Raw genomic sequence first — 16,953 nt, 5'->3', positions numbered from 1 at the left:
GATGCTGGAGTTGTTGTTTCTGCTTTTGCCTGTCGCCGCAGCCTATGGCTGGTACATGGGCCGCAGAAGTGCGCAACAAACAAAACAGGATGAGGCCAACCGTCTCTCCCGCGACTACGTGGCGGGTGTGAACTTCCTCCTGAGTAATCAACAGGACAAAGCGGTAGACCTGTTCCTCGACATGCTGAAAGAGGATACCGGGACCGTTGAAGCGCATCTCACCTTAGGCAACCTGTTCCGCTCGCGCGGTGAGGTCGATCGCGCCATTCGTATCCACCAGACCCTGATGGAAAGTGCCTCCCTGACCTACGAGCAACGCCTCCTCGCCGTACAACAGCTGGGGCGGGATTACATGGCCGCAGGGCTTTACGATCGCGCTGAAGATATGTTCTCGCAGCTGGTGGATGAAACGGATTTCCGCATCGGCGCGCTGCAGCAGCTGTTGCAAATTTATCAGGCCACCAGTGACTGGCAGAAAGCCATTGATACGGCCGAACGTCTGGTGAAGCTGGGTAAAGATAAGCAGCGCGTTGAGATCGCCCATTTCTACTGCGAGCTTGCCCTTCAGCAGATGGGCAATGACGACATGGACAAAGCCATGGCGTTGCTGAAGAAAGGGGCCGCCGCAGACCGCAACAGCGCGCGCATCTCCATCATGATGGGGCGTGTCTTTATGGCGAAAGGTGACTACGCTAAAGCCGTTGAAAGCCTGCTGCGGGTGATCGACCAGGACAAAGAGCTGGTCAGTGAAACGCTGGAGATGCTGCAAACCTGCTACCAACAGCTGGGCAAGCAGGAGGAGTGGGTGGCCTTCCTGCGTCGCTGTGTGGAAGAGAATACCGGCGCGACCGCGGAACTGATGCTCTCAGACGTGGTTGAGCAGTATGAGGGGAGTGATACCGCCCAGGTCTATATTACCCGGCAGCTGCAGCGTCATCCGACCATGCGGGTTTTCCACAAACTGATGGATTACCACCTGAACGATGCTGAAGAAGGGCGCGCGAAAGAGAGCCTGATGGTCCTGCGCGACATGGTCGGTGAGCAGGTGCGCAGTAAGCCGCGCTATCGTTGCCAGAAATGTGGTTTCACCGCCTATACGCTCTACTGGCATTGTCCATCATGCCGTGCCTGGTCCACCATTAAGCCTATACGTGGTCTTGACGGACAGTAATTTTTTTAAAACGCCTTATTTTAGTTACAACATACTAATGGTTTTAAAACCTCTTCTGGCTCCGTGCGGTTTGTCGGCTTAGCAGAGGGCGCAAATGGATCCTGTCAATTTGCAGCGCCGGCAGGTAGAATGCTCGCCGTTTATCTGTTCCGCGCCGCTGCGCGCCCATAGACGAAAAGGGCTGGTCATGACGTCTGTTACATCCTCCACTTCCCGCGTAATTACCGATTCTCCTGTTGTTGTTGCGCTTGATTACAATAAGCGTGACGCCGCGCTGGCGTTTGTCGACGGTATCGACCCTCGCGATTGCCGCCTGAAAGTTGGCAAAGAGATGTTCACGCTGTTTGGACCGCAAATTGTTCGCGATTTGCAACAGCGCGGCTTTGACGTTTTCCTTGACCTCAAATTCCACGATATCCCGAATACCACGGCGCATGCCGTTGCCGCCGCCGCAGAGCTCGGCGTCTGGATGGTCAACGTTCATGCGTCGGGTGGGGCAAGAATGATGACGGCCGCCCGTGAAGCGCTCGTGCCGTTCGGCCAGGATGCGCCGTTACTGATTGCGGTCACTGTGCTGACCAGTATGGACGAAAGTGATTTGCGCGATCTCGGTGTGACGTTGTCACCTGCGGAACAGGCCGAGCGTCTCGCGCGGTTGACGCAACAGTGTGGTCTTGACGGCGTCGTCTGCTCGGCGCAGGAAGCTGTACGCTTCAAGTCTGCACTGGGTCAGGATTTCAAACTCGTCACTCCAGGGATCCGTCCCGCAGGCAGCGACATTGGCGATCAGCGCCGTATTATGACCCCTGAGCAGGCGCTGGCAGCAGGCGTAGACTACATGGTCATCGGACGTCCGGTAACTCAGTCTGCAAACCCGGCTGAGGCGCTGAAGGCCATCAACGCATCGTTGAAAAAGGGGGCATAATGACCGATTCCAACAGTCGTCTGGTCTACTCAACCGAGAGCGGACGCATAGACGAACCGAAAACGAAAGTGGAGCGTCCAAAAGGGGACGGCATCGTTCGCATCCAGCGTCAAACCAGCGGGCGAAAAGGTAAAGGGGTTTGCCTTATCACGGGTATTGACCTGGATGATGCCGGGCTGATAACGCTGGCGGCCGAGTTGAAAAAGAAATGTGGCTGCGGCGGTGCCGTGAAAGACGGCATTATTGAAATCCAGGGCGATAAGCGCGATCTAATAAAGTCTTTGCTCGAAGCCAAAGGCATGAAAGTCAAACTGGCGGGTGGTTAAAATAAATAAGCCGCGGCAATTGCCGCGGCTCGTTTTATATACGTGCATAAGTCAGACCTGAAATGCGTTCAAATATCGCAATATCGGGGAAGGCTTATAGAATAATTATTTGCCAACCTGGTGACCGATAATACCACCGACAGCAGCGCCACCTAATGTACCCAGCGTACTACCATCTGTTAAGACTGCACCACCGAGAGCACCAGCACCGGCACCAATCGCGGTGTTACGGTCACGTTTAGACCAGTTAGAGCATGCGCTCAGGGACATTGCTACAGTGATTGCCAGAACAGCGGCGGCTAATTTTTTGCTGGTTAAGGTCATAATACTTTCTCCTGAATTATCGATTCACGGAAAGATGTACACGTTAAGTATAGACGAATCGAATACTTAAAACCGTTCTCCGTGAAAGCTGGTCGCGCAGGTGTTACGTCATCACGCAGGTGATAGTCACTTCCTGTTATATCGCTAACAGTAATTTTACGACTTTACGTCAGGTTAAACAGGTAAAAACTCTTAAAGCAGGGTTAAGAATCTTCTCAGAGAAAGAACAACATGCGCGCCCGAAATTCGGGCGCGGAGGGAAATCAGGCGGTAGTTTTGATTATATTGACGACGAGACCATCATCTTCCATTTTATTCCGGTGCTCCTCGCTTAAACGATCGTCAGTAATAACGCGGCTAAAGCGTGAAACGGGTCCCATGGTGTAAGGATGTACGGCGCCAAATTTTGAGCTATCGGTCAGCACTATAGCTTCGCACTCTTTTTCCAGTACGGCGTTGACGACATCAGAGCGCATCATATCCCGGCCGGTAAAGCCTGTTTCCGGTTGCCAGCCGTCAATCCCGATAAAGGCCTTGCTGAAATGGACCTGCTGGACGTACTGCCGGGTCAGCGGGCCGACCATGCTTTCACTTTTTTTCTGGTAAATACCGCCCAGCAGAATCACCTCGCAGCGCGTCTCTTTAAGCAAATGCGCGATATAACTACTGACAGTGATAATGGTCACGTCCTTCTGATCGGCAAGCGTGCGCGCCAGAAGGGCATTACTGCTGCCGTTTTCAATAAAGACTGTCTCGCCATTATTCACTAACGATGCGGCAAATTCCGCCAGTTCACGTTTCAGCGCGTAGTTATTCATCATACGCGTCTCTACATCATCACTGTCCAGCGGGACAGCATACCCGTGCGCGCGACGCAGGTAGCTCTGTTTTTCCAGCAGATTAAGATCCTGACGGATGGTGACTTCAGAAACGCCAGTGGTTTTGGCGAGATCGACTACGCTGACGCGCCCCTGGTCAATGACCATCTGCAAAATGAGTTGTTGTCGGGAATTCATAGCATCCATTTAATAAAGCGAAACGAAGTCGGAAACGGTGGGTTTAAACTTCCCACGGCGCTTTGGGCTGGCTGTTTTCGGGCACAACGTCAGCGCCATTCTGAGCAAGAAGTTCAGACTTCAGGATCTCCAGATTACGAATAGCAGAGTGATAATCGCCCGCCACCAGGATATCCAGCACGGTATCAATACGTTGTGCTACAGCTTGTGCATCAATAGTAGACATAATCTCACCCCAGGCGCGAAAAGTTAATATTTTCAATGATGCAGAAATTAGGATCAAAAGAGAAGGGAAAAAATGCAATAACGAAATCACATAAACGGAAGTGATAAGTTTATTCCCCCTCATAAAGCAGGCCGGGTGAGTGGATTAGTCTAAAACTGCGCGCAAGGCGCTTTTTTATAAGAGGTATTAGACTATGACAGTTATCAATCAGCCAACCTGCACACTGTTTACCGATACTGAACGGTTCACCCAGTTGTCAGGCTATTACGAGGCGGAACGACGCACAGTCTGGATGATGCTGCGAGCCCAGCCACGTCCTTGCTTTAACCATGCGTTAATCGAGGAGATCATGAATTTTTCATGGCTGGTTCGCCAGTCCGGCTTTACGGTTGATTTTTGGGTTACCGGTTCGCTGGTGCCTGAAATGTATAACGTGGGCGGCGATTTACATTTCTTCGTCGAATGCCTGCAGAACGGGCGTCGTGAAGCGTTACGGGCGTATGCCCGCGCCTGCGTTGATTGCGTCCATGCCGCGTCACGGGGGTTTGATACTGGGGCCATCAGCCTGGCAATGGTCGAAGGCAGTGCATTAGGTGGTGGCTTTGAGGCCGCGCTGGCGCACCATTTTGTCCTGGCGCAGCGCGATGCCCGTTTAGGTTTCCCTGAAATCGCCTTTAATTTGTTCCCGGGGATGGGCGGATACTCCCTGGTGGCACGCCGGTCAGGCATGAAGCTGGCGGAGGAACTCATCTACAAAGGAGAGTCCCATACGGCGGAATGGTACGAACAGCACGGGCTGGTGGATGTGCTGTTTGAGCCCGGACAAAGCTATGTCTCTGCCAGAACCTTCATCGATACGCTGGCACCAAAACTGAATGGCGTAAGGGCGATGTTGCGCGCCCGTGCGCGTGTTCTGCAGTTGCCTCGCAGTGAACTGATGGACATCACGGAAGACTGGGTTGACGCGGCGTTCTGCCTGGAGCCCAAAGATATCGCCTACATGGAGCGTCTGGTAATGCTGCAAAACCGCCATCACGCGGCGGGTTTGCGTAAAGCCAGTTAACGTTGTTTACGCGCTTGATATCGTTTTAGCCATCGCTCGAATGCGGCAGCGGGCATCGGCTTAGCAAACAGAAAACCCTGCCGTTCGTTGACGCCGTTCTTGGTCAGAAAGGCGTCTTCTTTCGCATTTTCCACCCCTTCGGCAATCACCTGCAGGTTCAGCGCCTGCGCCACCGCGACGATGGCGCGCACCAGAGACTGGGAGATTGACTGCTTATGAATGTCTCTGACAAAAGACTGATCGAGTTTTATGGCGTCAATGGGGAAGCGGGCAAGCTGGGAAAGGGACGAGTAGCCGGTACCAAAATCGTCGAGGTGAATTTGTGCCCCGAGCCGGCTGAACTGCTGGATCACCGAAAGCGCCAGCTCTTCGTTCTCAATCAGACAGCTTTCTGTCAATTCAACGTCGACAGGGCAGTATTCAAAGTTCAAATCCTTCAGCGCCTGTTTCAGGTCACTAAAAATTGTCTGGTCGGCAAGCTGGCGCGCAGAGACGTTCACGGCCACGCGCAGGTTTATCCCCTTGTCGCGCCATTTCGCCACCTGGCGAACCACATCCAGCATGACCCAACGGCCCAGCGGCACGATCAGGCCCGACTCCTCGGCATAAGAGATGAACTCCAGCGGCGGGATCAGACCGCGCTCCGGCGATTGCCAGCGGACCAGCGCTTCCAGACTTCTGATTTCTCCGCGCCAGGTTATTTTAGGCTGGTAGTGGATCAGCAGTTGATCGTTATCCAGCGCTTTACGCAGGTTGGTATCCAGCCAGAGATACTCGAACACGCGCTGGTTCATCTCGGGAGAGAAGACGCAGAACTTGCCGCGGCCGTTCTCTTTCGCGGTATACATGGCGGTATCGGCGTTACGAATGACGCTTTCCCGGTCGTTACCGTGCTGCGGGGCGAGGGCAATCCCCAGCGAGCAACCGGTGTAAACCTCAATCAGACCGATTCTGAACGGCTGGCGCAGGCGAGTCAAAATACGGGACGCCATCGCCTCCAGAGACCCCTGAGAGGTATGGGTGGCCATGACGATAAACTCATCACCGCCAAGCCGGGCCAGCACCTGCCCCTCATCCAGGCAACTCAAAATGGCGAGCGCGACAGCCTGTAACAGCTGATCGCCAAACATATGCCCGTAGGCGTCGTTGACCTTTTTAAAGTTATCCAGATCGAGATACACCACGCCAACCTGCGTATCGCCGCGGGTGGCGATGGCGTCAGAAATCAGTTCGTGAATGGCATTGCGGTTTGGCAAACCAGTGATGGTATCGGTATTGGCCAGCACGCGCAGCCGCTCCTGCGCGCGGCGTTCCTCGGTAATGTCGGTACCGGAACAGATGAGGAAAATTTCATTTTTACCGCTGCCGCTATGAACAAATTTGTTTCTGAACAGAAACAACCGTTGCCCCTTACGCGTTTTGATCCAGCGTTCCACTTCGTAGGAGCTGCCGTTGCGAAAGAAACCGGTAATATTCCGCTTTGAGGCTGCCGCTTCGCTGCGGCTCATAAACAGCTTAAACACGTTCTGGCCAATTACTTCGTGTTCTTTGAGACCGGTGTACTCTTCGCTCAGCCGGTTAAAACGCTGAATATTGCCGTTCTGATCGAGAATAACGATGACGGAGTTGGCCTCTGAAACAACCTGTTCCGCAAAAGAGAGTCCCTGAGCCAGATCGCGGGCCACGGAAGGGGTATCGTTCCAGGCCGACGCGGTGCCTGCCCACTCGTTGCGGGTGATTTTGCGCCCCACAAGATGGACCGGCACCTCTTCCCCGTACAGGGAGAGCGACATGGAAATACTGGAGGTAATCACGGTTAACTGACGGATGAGATCGGCCTGCTCGTCATCCAGCGCTACCACCTGCGTAACGTCGGCATTTTCGCTGGTGGCCAGGTGCAGAGCATTGCTGTCAGCTGACAGGCGCCACCAGGGGCTGTGCGTCCCCATGTAACGAAACAGCAAATTCTGCTCCAGTTCGTCCATCATGTTTTCTCCCGCAGCTGTTCATTAGCGCACAAATTATTCATTTGCAGTCGACTTTTCCGTTGTGAAACAGCGGCAAAACCGAAGTGAACTTATTGTTTTTCCCTGTTTTCTTATAATAAAACGAGTCAGGCAGAAAAAAATACCGAGCGTATAAAAATTCAGGTAACCGAATATAACAACCCCTTTTTACTGTAGATAATTATGGCGATTTTGGGCGAAGGGAGAGGGGAATTTGTGAGAAAACGTGATGATTTTGTGGCGAGGGTAAAAAGAGAGATTGTCGGCCACTCATGAGAGGAAATGACCGACAATTGAACAGCTTATCAGGCGACAGGGCGTGCGATAATACTGCGGGTTTCCATGCGGACTTCGGCGATAGTTACGTCAATCACGTCGGTGACTTTGTAAACTGTTTCACCTTTAATTTGCACCGTTCCGTTTTCCTGGCTGCAGACCATTTCGTCACGGACAGCGTGCAGGAACGGAGCAGGAATAAAGGCCACCGCGCCGTTATCGACCAGACGTACGCGCATACCCCCGCGGCTGATATCAATGATCTCTGCCGCGAAACGGGTATCCGTGCCGGCTTTATCCTGCAGGAAGCGCGCGTACAGCCAGTCTCCCACGTCACGCTCCGCCATGCGGTTCAGGCGGCGACGTTCGGCCATCTGCAGCGTGGTCTCCTCCTGAGGACGGGCAATCGTTTCGCCTTTGATGATGGCTTTCAGCAGACGGTGGTTCACCATATCGCCGTATTTACGGATGGGCGATGTCCAGGTGGCGTACGCTTCCAGGCCGAGGCCAAAGTGCGGGCCTGGCTCGGTGCTGATTTCTGCGAAGGACTGGAAGCGACGAATACGGCTGTCCAGGAAACCGGATGGCTGTGCATCCAGCTCGCGACGAAGCTTGCAGAACCCCGGCAGCGTAAGTACTTCTTCCGGATCCACATGCACATCGTGATTTTTCAGCAGGGCCGCCAGCGCTTCGGTATTCGCCGGGTCAAACCCGGTATGGACGTTGTAAATACCAAAGCCCAGTTTGTCGCGCAGCACGCGTGCGGCGCAAATGTTAGCGGCAATCATCGCTTCTTCTACGATACGGTTGGCAATGCGACGCGGCTCAGCCACGATATCCAGCACTTCACCTTTTTCACCCAGCACAAAGCGATAATCCGGGCGATCTTTGAACACCAGCGCATGGGTTTGACGCCACTCGCTGCGGTTCAGGCAGATACGATGCAGCAGACGGATCTGCGCGGCAATCGCGTCGGATTCCGGTTTCCAGGTGCCCGTATTTTCAAGCCAGTCGGAGACGTTATCGTAGACCAGCTTGGCTTTCGATTCGATGGTGGCGGCAAAGAACTCAATATCGTCTTCAATGGTACCATCCGCTGCGATGGTCATGCGGCAGGCAAGGACCGGACGCACTTCATCCGGACGCAGCGAGCAGAGATCGTCTGACAATTCGCGCGGCAGCATCGGAATATTGAAGCCTGGCAGGTAGTTGGTAAAGGCACGGATCTTCGCCGCGTCATCCAGCTTGCTGCCTTCGGCAATCCAGGCTGTTGGATCGGCAATAGCAACCGTCAAATGCAGTTTGCCGTCATCGCTCTCTTCAGCGTAGAGCGCGTCATCCATATCTTCTGTGCTGGCGCTGTCGATGGTGACAAACGTCAGGGCGGTGAGATCGCGACGCGTCAAACCTTCGTCCTGCATCTCGGTCGCCACGCCATTTGGCGCTTCTTTTTCAAGATTGTGGCGCGCGAGGGTGACCCACCATGGCACGAAATGGTCAGCGCCAAAGGTGATGAACTGGGTTAACTCGGCATAGAAACCGCGATCGCCTTTCAGCGGATGACGGCGCATTTCGGCCACGGCCCAGTCACCGTCTTTAAAATCATGCTCAACACCACGGGCAGCACGGCACGGAATGGCATCTTTCAGCAGGGGATGATCCGGTACGACAGAGAGACGATCGTCTTTTCTCTGCACCTTGCCCACAAAACGGGTCAGGAACGGTTCAATCAATTCTTCCGGCTCGGCGGACTCACGTTCCTTCTCGGTATGAATGACGGCCATGACGCGATCGCCATGCATCACTTTCTTCATCTGCGGAGGCGGAATGAAGTAGCTTTTCTGCGCGTCAACTTCAAGGAAGCCAAAGCCCTTTTCCGTGGCTTTTACGACCCCTTCTGCACGCGGCGTCTGGGAATGCAGTTGCTGTTTAAGCTGCGCTAGCAGCGGGTTGTCCTGAAACATAATGTTCTATTTTCGTAGCCATTGAGCGGCTGACAGTTTTACGCGATTCTCACTGTCTCAGCAAGCGGTCTTTGGGTAATTAGTATGGTTATTCCTCTTTACCCAACGCGACTTTCAGACGCGTAAGCCAGCCCTTAAACGCACTTTGAGTCAGCAGCGCGATGGCGTGTTCGGCTGAAAGTCCTTGATCCGTGAGCGGGGTAAACTGTGCGGCACTGAAGCGGTCCGGTGAACGTGTCAGCAACTCAACCGCAGCAGAGAGCGCAGGAGAGGTCAGGGCAATCGTTTCCCGGCTGTGTATCAGGATTTCTCCCGTCAGGTCGAGCAACGACGGCTCATGGCAAAGGACCGGCGTCAGCGCTTCAAGCGCGGGCTCTGCCTGCCAGCGGGACAACGACTCAAGCTGATGCGCACTCGCATAGCGCAGTTCGACGACCGGTAACAGCGGCACCCACGCGCTGTGGATCGCGGGCAGGGTGTGCGGCTGAATATGATGCCCCGGCAACCAGCGAACAGGGTGTCCCAACAGCGCCTGAAACACCGCGACTACGCGCGCCTGAAAACCGATAAAGCCGATAATCTGGTTAATCACCACAATGTCATATATGGACAGGCCCACCTCATCCAGCTGGTTTTGCGCTTTATCATCAATGACATCAGGGGAGCTGGCGAGCTGGCGGGCATACTGCGTGATTTGCGCCAGGCGTCGGTTGCTTTCGCGAGAGGAGTCCGGGCCGGGAAGCGGGGCAAGGAGGGCGGCGTAGTGGTTACAAAGCCGCTGAACGCCACAGGCCTGCGCGACCGTCAGCGCGGTGCTGAGCCTGTCGTAGGCGCTGAGCGTGTGCAGGCGGTTCACGGGAATCGAGAGCGGAAACAGCAGATGACATAAGGCTCTGGCAGGGGTAAGCCAGCCAGAACAGGCGGCGACAATTTCATCAGGCAAGGCTAAATCGAGCAAAAAACGATCGTCGACGTTAGCGGCTTCGGGCACCAGGGGCAGAACATCCGTCTGCGCGTGGTTTGACTGGGTTTCGTGGTACCAGTGGCCTTTGCCGGAAAAACGGCGTTGTTCCATGTGCGTTCCTTGATCTCAAAATGGCGATCAATATCCTGGCGTAAGGCTGATAAAGGGAAAAATATTGTTAGGTGATAACAAATAGCAGAACGGAATAACGAAGGGAGGGGGCGGGGGAAAACTCTCTTCCCGGGCGGGAAGAGAGTCACAGCTTATTTAATTTCCAGCTCGTTCATTGCAGCGATGTTGAAGCCGCCGTCAACGTGAACCACTTCGCCGGAGATACCCGCGGAAAGGTCAGAGCACAGGAATGCTGCAGAGTTACCCACATCTTCAATGGTAACAGTACGACGAATTGGGGTAACCGCTTCGCAGTGTGCCAGCATTTTACGGAAATCTTTGATGCCGGACGCTGCCAGGGTGCGGATTGGACCTGCAGAGATGGCGTTAACGCGCACGCCTTCAGGGCCCATTGCGTTCGCCATGTAGCGTACGTTGGCTTCCAGAGACGCTTTAGCCAGACCCATTACGTTGTAGTTAGGGATAGCGCGTTCTGCGCCCAGGTAAGACAGGGTCAGCAGGGCTGCGCCCGGGTTCAGCATCGCGCGGCAGGATTTTGCCATCGCCACGAAGCTGTAGGAGCTGATGTCGTGTGCGATTTTGAAGCCATCGCGGGTTACCGCATTCACGTAGTCACCGTCCAGCTGGTCGCCTGGTGCGAAGCCGATGGAGTGAACGAAACCGTCGAATTTCGGCCATGATTTTGCCAGTTCTGCAAACATGCCATCGATGCTCTCGTCTTGTGCAACGTCACATTCCAGCACAATGCTGGAACCCAGCTGCGCGGCAAACTCTTCAACACGGCCTTTCAGCTTGTCGTTCTGGTAGGTGAACGCCAGCTCAGCGCCTTCGCGATGCATTGCCTGTGCGATGCCGTATGCGATGGACAGTTTGCTGGCAACGCCAGTTACCAGAATGCGCTTACCGGAAAGAAAACCCATAGCTTTAATCCTTATATTCATTGTTGTGCCGATTGTCATCATATCGGGACAATCGTCGTTAAAACGCGGCGATAATATCACGTGTCGCGTGCTTAGTTAATCCGACCACTCTTTCAATGCGCGCTTATCGGTCTTTTCGCCACGCATCAGCCGTCAATGCTTCACCGAAATGACCGGCAATCAGGCGTTTTGTCAGTTCATGGAGCGGGGAGGCCATCACATCCGCCGTACTGCCGCGCTCAACAACTTCCCCCTGGTGCATGACCAGCACCTGATCGCTGATGTGTTTCATCATCCCCAGATGCTGGGTCACGTAGATATAAGAGATACCCTGTTTTTCCTGCAATTCCAGCATCAGGTTAATCAACTGCGAGCGCATCGACATATCCAGCGAGGCAAGCGCTTCGTCGGCAATGATCACTTTCGGTCGCAAAATCAGCGCACGCGCCAGACCCAGACGCTGTTTCTGGCCGGGAGCCAGCATATGGGGATAGTAACTTTCGTGATCCGGTAACAGCCCAACCATACGCAGGGTTTCAACGATGCGCTTGCGGCGCGCTTCCGGCTCCAGGTCAGTGTTCAGACGCAGCGGAAAATCGAGGATCTGCGAAATGCGCTGGCGTGGATTGAGCGAGGTCGACGGATCCTGGAAAATCATGCGAATGCGCTGGCTGCGGAAAGAGTAATCGCCGAACGCCAGCGGATGATCGTCAATCAGCACTTCACCGTCGGTCGGTTCGACCATTCCCGCCAGCATTTTTGCCAGCGTGGATTTGCCGGAACCGTTCTCACCGATGATCGCCAGGGTCTGTTTTTCACGCAGGGTAAAGCTCAGGGGTTTTACCGCTTCGACCGTCTGACGATGAAACAGCCCCGTACGATAGCGAAAGGTCTTACTCAGGTTGCGGACTTCCAGCAAGGTTTCGACCATTTCACTCTCTCTCCATGTTCAGCGGGAAATGACAGGCATAAAGATGGTTTTTAGCCCCCGTCAGACGCGGCGTTTCAATGCACTTGCGCTGCGCGTAGGGACAGCGCGGCCCCAGACGGCAGCCTATCGGCAACGATTCCAGCAGCGGAATCGCCCCTGGCAGGGTATTCAGGCGGCTCTTGTGCGGCATGGCGCTGCCAAAATCCGGAATGGCGCGGATAAGCGCCTGGGTATACGGATGGTGCGGCGCGGTGATCAAATCTTCACTCGGTGCAGTTTCGACCGTTTGCCCGCAGTACATCACATCAATTTTATCCGCCCATTTGCTGAGCATTTGCAGGTCATGGCTTATCAGCAAAATGGTGGTGTTGTTATTCTGGTTGAGGCGCGACAGCAGGCGGAAAATTTGCGCTTGCGTTGTGGGCTCCATCGCGTTTGTGGGTTCATCCGCAATCAACAGGCGCGGCTGGTTGGCCAGCGCGATGGCAATCATCACTTTCTGACATTCACCGTCGGTCAGCTCATAGGGGAAGCTGCGCATTGCGTCTTTATGATCTTTGATGCCGACGCGGTGCAGGAGCTCGATGGCGCGACGCTTGCGCCAGCCAATGCGCTGCCACCAGCGGCCTTTATAGGTCCAGCCGGGAATGTTCTGCATCAGCTGTTTGCCCACGCGTTCCGACGGGTCGAGACAGGACTGCGGCTCCTGGAAAATCATCGAGACGTTATGCCCGACCAGCTTACGCCGCTCGCGCGGGGAGAGGCGCAGCAGGTCGATATCATCAAAGCGCATACGGTCTGCGGTCACGCGCCAGTTATCTTTTGCCACGCCGCAAATGGCCTTGGCAATCAGGCTTTTCCCCGAGCCAGATTCCCCCACCAGCCCGCGAATCTCACCCTCAGCAAGGGTGATGCTGATGCGATCGACGGCTTTAACCCAGCCTTCACCGGTTTTGAATTCGATGGTGAGGTTGCGAATATCAAGAAGCGGCATTATTGCACCCCCGCGTTAATTGCACGGCGAATACCGTCGCCCAGCAGGTTGATCAGCAGCACGCTCACCATAATGGCCGCACCCGGCAGCATCACCGTCCACGGCGCAACGTAGATTAATTCCAGCGCGTCACCGAGCATCGCGCCCCATTCAGGAGACGGCAACTGCGCGCCGAGGTCGAGGAAGCCAAGCGCAGCGATGTCCAGAATCGCCATCGACAGGGCGCGGGTGATCTCGGTGACCAGCCCGGCGGCAATGTTAGGCAAAACGGCAAACCACAGAATATTGAAGGTCGTTGCGCCGTCCAGACGGGCTGCGACGACATACTCTTTCTCCAGCTCATCATGCACCATGCTGTAAACCGAGCGCACGATGCGGGGCAGAATAGCCAGCCAGACAGCGAACATGGCATGCGACAGGTGCGGACCGGCAAAGGCAACCACAATGATCGCCAGCAGGAGTGAGGGAATGGAGAGCAGCGTATCGAGAATGTGGTTAAGCACTGCCGAACGCAGACCATGGGTGGAGCCCGCAAAAATACCCAGCGCCAGCCCACAGATCGTTGCCGCAAACGTCACCACAAACGCCCCGCCCACGGTAGGGGCAGCACCGCTCAGCAGGCGGCTTAGCACGTCACGTCCGAGATCGTCCGTTCCCAGGAAGAAGGAGACTTCACCGTAGCGCGACCAGGAAGGCGGCAGCAGCTGATAGCCAAGGAACTGCTGATCGATACCATAAGGCGCAAACCACGAACCAAATATGCAAAGCACTACCAGACCGGCGCAGCCATAAAGGCCGATCATGGCCGTGGTGTCGCCGTAGAATTTACGCCACACGGTACGCAGCACACCGGGTGTGCGCTTTTCACTGTATACGCTATCGTAAGGCATACCATTCCTTATGCTTCAATGGGTTGGCCATGGCACCCAGAATATCGGACAACACGTTCACAATGATCACCAGCGAACCAATCACCATCACCCCTGCCGAAATCGCCGCGTAGTCCTGCTGGCGGATGGCGTTAATCAGCCACCGTCCCAGCCCGGGCCAGCTAAAGACCATCTCGGTGATCATGGCCAGCGTGAGCATGGTAGAAAACTGTAATCCCAGACGTGGAATTACCGGCGGCAGGGCGTTATGCAGGACGTTGCGACGCAGGATGGTCAGGCGCGACAACCCGCGCGTCGCGGCGGCTTTGACATAGTTCTGGTCAAACACTTCGATGGTACTGAGACGCATCAGGCGGATCACTTCGGTCGTCGGTGCCACCGCCAGGGTCAGCACCGGCAGTACCATATGGCGCAGGGCGCTAACGATCATCTCATCGCGCCACACGGAATCGGAGAGCCATGCGTCAACAATCGCAAAGCCCGTCACCGTTTTCACCGTGTAAAGCAGGTCAAAACGGCCTGAGACCGGCAACCAGCCCATTGTCAGCGAGAAGAAAAGCGTCAGCAGCAGCGCCAGCCAAAAGACCGGGATGGAGAAGCCGAGCAGGGCCAGCGCACTGATAAACTTATCCTGCCATTTGTTGCGATAAATGCCGGCTAACATCCCCACGGGAATGCCAACCATCAGGGCAAAACCGAAAGCCAGAATGCACAATTCCATCGTGGCCGGGAAGACCTCTTTTAACTGCTCGGAAATCAGCTGTCCGTTAATGCTGGACACGCCAAAATCCCAGTGCAGCAGCCCGTTAAACCAGAAGAGCCAGGCATCCCACAGGGAAGAGCCCTGGAGTGGGGCATGCGGCGTGAAATAGCTCAGGCTGAAGCCGACAAAGTTCAGGAAAAAGAGCGTCACCAGCAGCAACAGAAGCCGACGTAAGGTAAAAATAATCATGGTTTTTTCACCTCTTGTTCTTTTTCACGCGACACACCGGCGAACGAGGCGTTGCCGAAAGGACTCAGCACCAGGCCTTTAATATCATAACGATAGGCCTGCAGACGCAGGGAGGAGGCCAGCGGCAACACCGGCAGCTCCTGAGCGAGGATCTTCTGCGCTTCATCATAGGCGTCGATGCGGGAAGCCAGCTGTTGGGAAGCCAGCGCTTTTTGCAGCACGGCGTCAAACTCACGGTGACACCAGTGGGCGTAGTTGGTCTGCGAGTTTATCGCCGCACAGCTTAGCAACGGACGGAAGAAACTGTCCGGATCGTTACTGTCGGTGGCCCAGCCGGTCAGGGTTAAATCATGATTCATATCCATCAGGCGCGCCTCCTGGAAACGGCCCTCTACCGGTACGATGATCACCTTCACGCCGACCTGCGCCATATCCGCCTGCAGCAGCTCGGCGGTCTTGAGCGGGCTCGGGTTCCACGCCTGGGAACTGGTGGGTACCCAAAGTTGCAGCGTGAGGTTTTCCGCGCCCAGCGCCTTCAGCTGTTCGCGCGCTTTTGCCGGATTGTATTCCGTAATTTTAGCCTCACCGTCGTAGGCCCACGAGGCGCGCGGTAAAATTGAGGCGGCGGTTTCCGCGGTGCCGTAGTAGATCGACTGCATCAGGCGCTGGTTGTTGATTGCCAGCGCCAGCGCATGACGAACGGCAGGGTTATTCAGCGGCGGCTTATCGGTGTTAAAGGCCAGATAAGCGATATTCATGCCGGGACGTAACGTCAGACGCAGGCGCGGGTCGTCGCGCAAAATGGTGAGTTGGCTGGCAGCAGGCCAGGCGAGCACGTCACACTCCCCGGTGAGCAGTTTTGACAGACGCCCCGTCCCGCCGGAACCCAGATCGACCACCACCTGCGGCATCAGCGGCGTGCCGCGCCAGAAATGTTCGTGGCGCTGCAGACGAATGTATTGCCCGGCGCGGTATTCGGCCAGCTGGAACGGACCGGTGCCGACCGGCTGGCGATCGAGCAGCTCCTGCCGATCTTTTTTCGTCAGCTTCGCCGCGTATTCGGCCGACATAACGGACGCATAGTGAGTCGCCAGGTGCCAGAGGAAAGAGGCATCCGGTCGGGTCAGCGTAAATTCAACTGTCCGGTTATCCAGCTTGCGCACGCTCTTAACGGTGTCGGCAAACTGCAGGCTGTCGAAATAGGGGAAGTTGCTGCCGTTGACGTTATGCCACGGGTGATTGCGGTTAAAGATACGCTGGAACGTAAAGACCACATCGTCCGCGTTCAGCTTGCGCGTGGGGGTAAACCACGGCGTGCGCTGAAACGCCACATCATCACGAAGATGAAAACGGTAGGTTGCGCCGTTATCCAGTACTTCCCAGCTCTCCGCCAGCTCGGGGACCAGACGGTAGGTGTAAGGATCGTCATCAAGCAGCCGATCGTAAAGCTGGGCGGCGAGGGTATCGACAATCAGGCCGCTGCCCGCTTTTTGCGGGTTGAAGGTGTCCACCTGGCCGCTGACGCAATAGACGAAGCCGCTGTCTCGAATGTCAGGCTGCGGCGTTTGCCCGGGCGCAGCAAAGGCCAGGCTGCTGAACAGACCGAGTGCAAAAAAGGACGATAAAACCAGACGCATAATTTTTAAGGTTTTTAGGTTCGATCTGCAAAGTGTATCGCACTTACGCCTGCTTCGTAAAAATGTCTGCGGGTAAGTGCTGATATTGTCAGCGCATTTGATGCTTTTTGAGCAATGCCCTTAATTGATGGTAGGTCAGGCCCAGCAGTTCAGCCGCCCGTTTCTGGTTATATTTTGCTGCCTTCAGGCTTTGTTCCAGCAGCTGTTGCTCCTGGTCGTGCTGGAACTGACGTAAA

General features: G+C 55.2%; 17 protein-coding genes. 4 read left to right on the top strand and 13 right to left on the bottom strand.

Annotated elements, in window-relative coordinates:
* The first annotated feature begins 1 nt into the window (after position 1).
* From lapB to yciH, 3 genes are all read left to right on the top strand, one after another.
* Positions 2-1,171: a lipopolysaccharide assembly protein LapB gene (gene lapB, locus LDK53_RS12235; RefSeq protein ID WP_025756588.1), complete on the top strand. Its 1,170-nt coding sequence runs from the start codon at positions 2-4 to the stop codon at positions 1,169-1,171.
* Between the two features lie 187 nt (positions 1,172-1,358).
* The gene (pyrF, locus tag LDK53_RS12230) at positions 1,359-2,096 is read left to right on the top strand and encodes an orotidine-5'-phosphate decarboxylase (RefSeq protein WP_225287307.1); all 738 of its coding nucleotides are present in this window, start codon (positions 1,359-1,361) and stop codon (positions 2,094-2,096) included.
* Complete coding sequence (gene yciH, locus LDK53_RS12225) at positions 2,096-2,422, top strand: stress response translation initiation inhibitor YciH (protein ID WP_025756590.1); 327 nt, start codon at positions 2,096-2,098, stop codon at positions 2,420-2,422. The genes pyrF and yciH overlap by 1 nt, the downstream gene beginning before the upstream one ends.
* Before the next feature lie 105 nt (positions 2,423-2,527).
* Here the strand turns inward: yciH and osmB are convergent, their stop codons facing one another.
* The 3 genes from osmB to LDK53_RS12210 form a co-directional block, all read right to left on the bottom strand.
* Positions 2,528-2,746: an osmotically-inducible lipoprotein OsmB gene (gene osmB / locus LDK53_RS12220; RefSeq protein WP_008501216.1), complete on the bottom strand. Its 219-nt coding sequence runs from the start codon at positions 2,744-2,746 to the stop codon at positions 2,528-2,530.
* Positions 2,747-3,009: 263 nt separating this feature from the next.
* Positions 3,010-3,762: a DNA-binding transcriptional regulator YciT gene (locus LDK53_RS12215; RefSeq protein WP_225287306.1), complete on the bottom strand. Its 753-nt coding sequence runs from the start codon at positions 3,760-3,762 to the stop codon at positions 3,010-3,012.
* Positions 3,763-3,805: 43 nt separating this feature from the next.
* Positions 3,806-3,988 carry a hypothetical protein gene (locus LDK53_RS12210; protein WP_045285947.1) on the bottom strand — a complete coding sequence of 61 codons (183 nt, stop codon included), beginning with the start codon at positions 3,986-3,988 and terminating at the stop codon, positions 3,806-3,808.
* 193 nt (positions 3,989-4,181) lie between these two features.
* On the opposite strand from LDK53_RS12210, the gene LDK53_RS12205 reads away from it, so the two are divergent.
* Positions 4,182-5,051: a crotonase/enoyl-CoA hydratase family protein gene (locus LDK53_RS12205; RefSeq protein ID WP_095451179.1), complete on the top strand. Its 870-nt coding sequence runs from the start codon at positions 4,182-4,184 to the stop codon at positions 5,049-5,051.
* Here the strand turns inward: LDK53_RS12205 and pdeR are convergent.
* The 10 genes from pdeR to LDK53_RS12155 form a co-directional block, all read right to left on the bottom strand.
* Positions 5,048-7,039 carry a cyclic di-GMP phosphodiesterase gene (gene pdeR / locus LDK53_RS12200; protein ID WP_025756594.1) on the bottom strand — a complete coding sequence of 664 codons (1,992 nt, stop codon included), beginning with the start codon at positions 7,037-7,039 and terminating at the stop codon, positions 5,048-5,050. The genes LDK53_RS12205 and pdeR overlap by 4 nt on opposite strands.
* Before the next feature lie 323 nt (positions 7,040-7,362).
* The gene (locus LDK53_RS12195) at positions 7,363-9,297 is read right to left on the bottom strand and encodes an exoribonuclease II (protein ID WP_225287305.1); all 1,935 of its coding nucleotides are present in this window, start codon (positions 9,295-9,297) and stop codon (positions 7,363-7,365) included.
* Positions 9,298-9,385: 88 nt separating this feature from the next.
* Complete coding sequence (locus LDK53_RS12190; protein ID WP_225287304.1) at positions 9,386-10,372, bottom strand: CMD domain-containing protein; 987 nt, start codon at positions 10,370-10,372, stop codon at positions 9,386-9,388.
* Positions 10,373-10,524: 152 nt separating this feature from the next.
* Positions 10,525-11,313 carry an enoyl-ACP reductase FabI gene (gene fabI / locus LDK53_RS12185; protein WP_025756597.1) on the bottom strand — a complete coding sequence of 263 codons (789 nt, stop codon included), beginning with the start codon at positions 11,311-11,313 and terminating at the stop codon, positions 10,525-10,527.
* Positions 11,314-11,437: 124 nt separating this feature from the next.
* On the bottom strand, positions 11,438-12,244 hold the full coding sequence (sapF, locus tag LDK53_RS12180) for a peptide ABC transporter ATP-binding protein SapF (RefSeq protein ID WP_025756604.1): 807 nt from the start codon (positions 12,242-12,244) through the stop codon (positions 11,438-11,440).
* Position 12,245: 1 nt separating this feature from the next.
* Positions 12,246-13,238 (bottom strand): putrescine export ABC transporter ATP-binding protein SapD, encoded by a 993-nt coding sequence (gene sapD / locus LDK53_RS12175; protein WP_025756605.1) that lies wholly within the window; start codon positions 13,236-13,238, stop codon positions 12,246-12,248.
* The gene (gene sapC / locus LDK53_RS12170) at positions 13,238-14,128 is read right to left on the bottom strand and encodes a putrescine export ABC transporter permease SapC (RefSeq protein ID WP_047958815.1); all 891 of its coding nucleotides are present in this window, start codon (positions 14,126-14,128) and stop codon (positions 13,238-13,240) included. The genes sapD and sapC overlap by 1 nt, the downstream gene beginning before the upstream one ends.
* On the bottom strand, positions 14,115-15,080 hold the full coding sequence (sapB, locus tag LDK53_RS12165) for a putrescine export ABC transporter permease SapB (RefSeq protein ID WP_045285954.1): 966 nt from the start codon (positions 15,078-15,080) through the stop codon (positions 14,115-14,117). The genes sapC and sapB overlap by 14 nt, the downstream gene beginning before the upstream one ends.
* Entirely contained in the window at positions 15,077-16,717 is a 1,641-nt protein-coding gene (sapA, locus tag LDK53_RS12160) for an ABC transporter substrate-binding protein SapA (RefSeq protein ID WP_225287303.1), read from the bottom strand. The genes sapB and sapA overlap by 4 nt, the downstream gene beginning before the upstream one ends.
* Positions 16,718-16,805: 88 nt before the next feature.
* Positions 16,806-16,953, bottom strand: a 148-nt coding sequence (locus tag LDK53_RS12155) for a helix-turn-helix domain-containing protein (protein WP_318527752.1), incomplete at its 5' end; no start/stop codon positions are given.

Source organism: Enterobacter sp. K16B (assembly GCF_020216105.1).
Lineage (GTDB): Bacteria > Pseudomonadota > Gammaproteobacteria > Enterobacterales > Enterobacteriaceae > Enterobacter > Enterobacter sichuanensis.
Note: the sequence above shows the minus strand (reverse complement) of the source record. Positions and strands in the feature narration are given on the sequence as shown.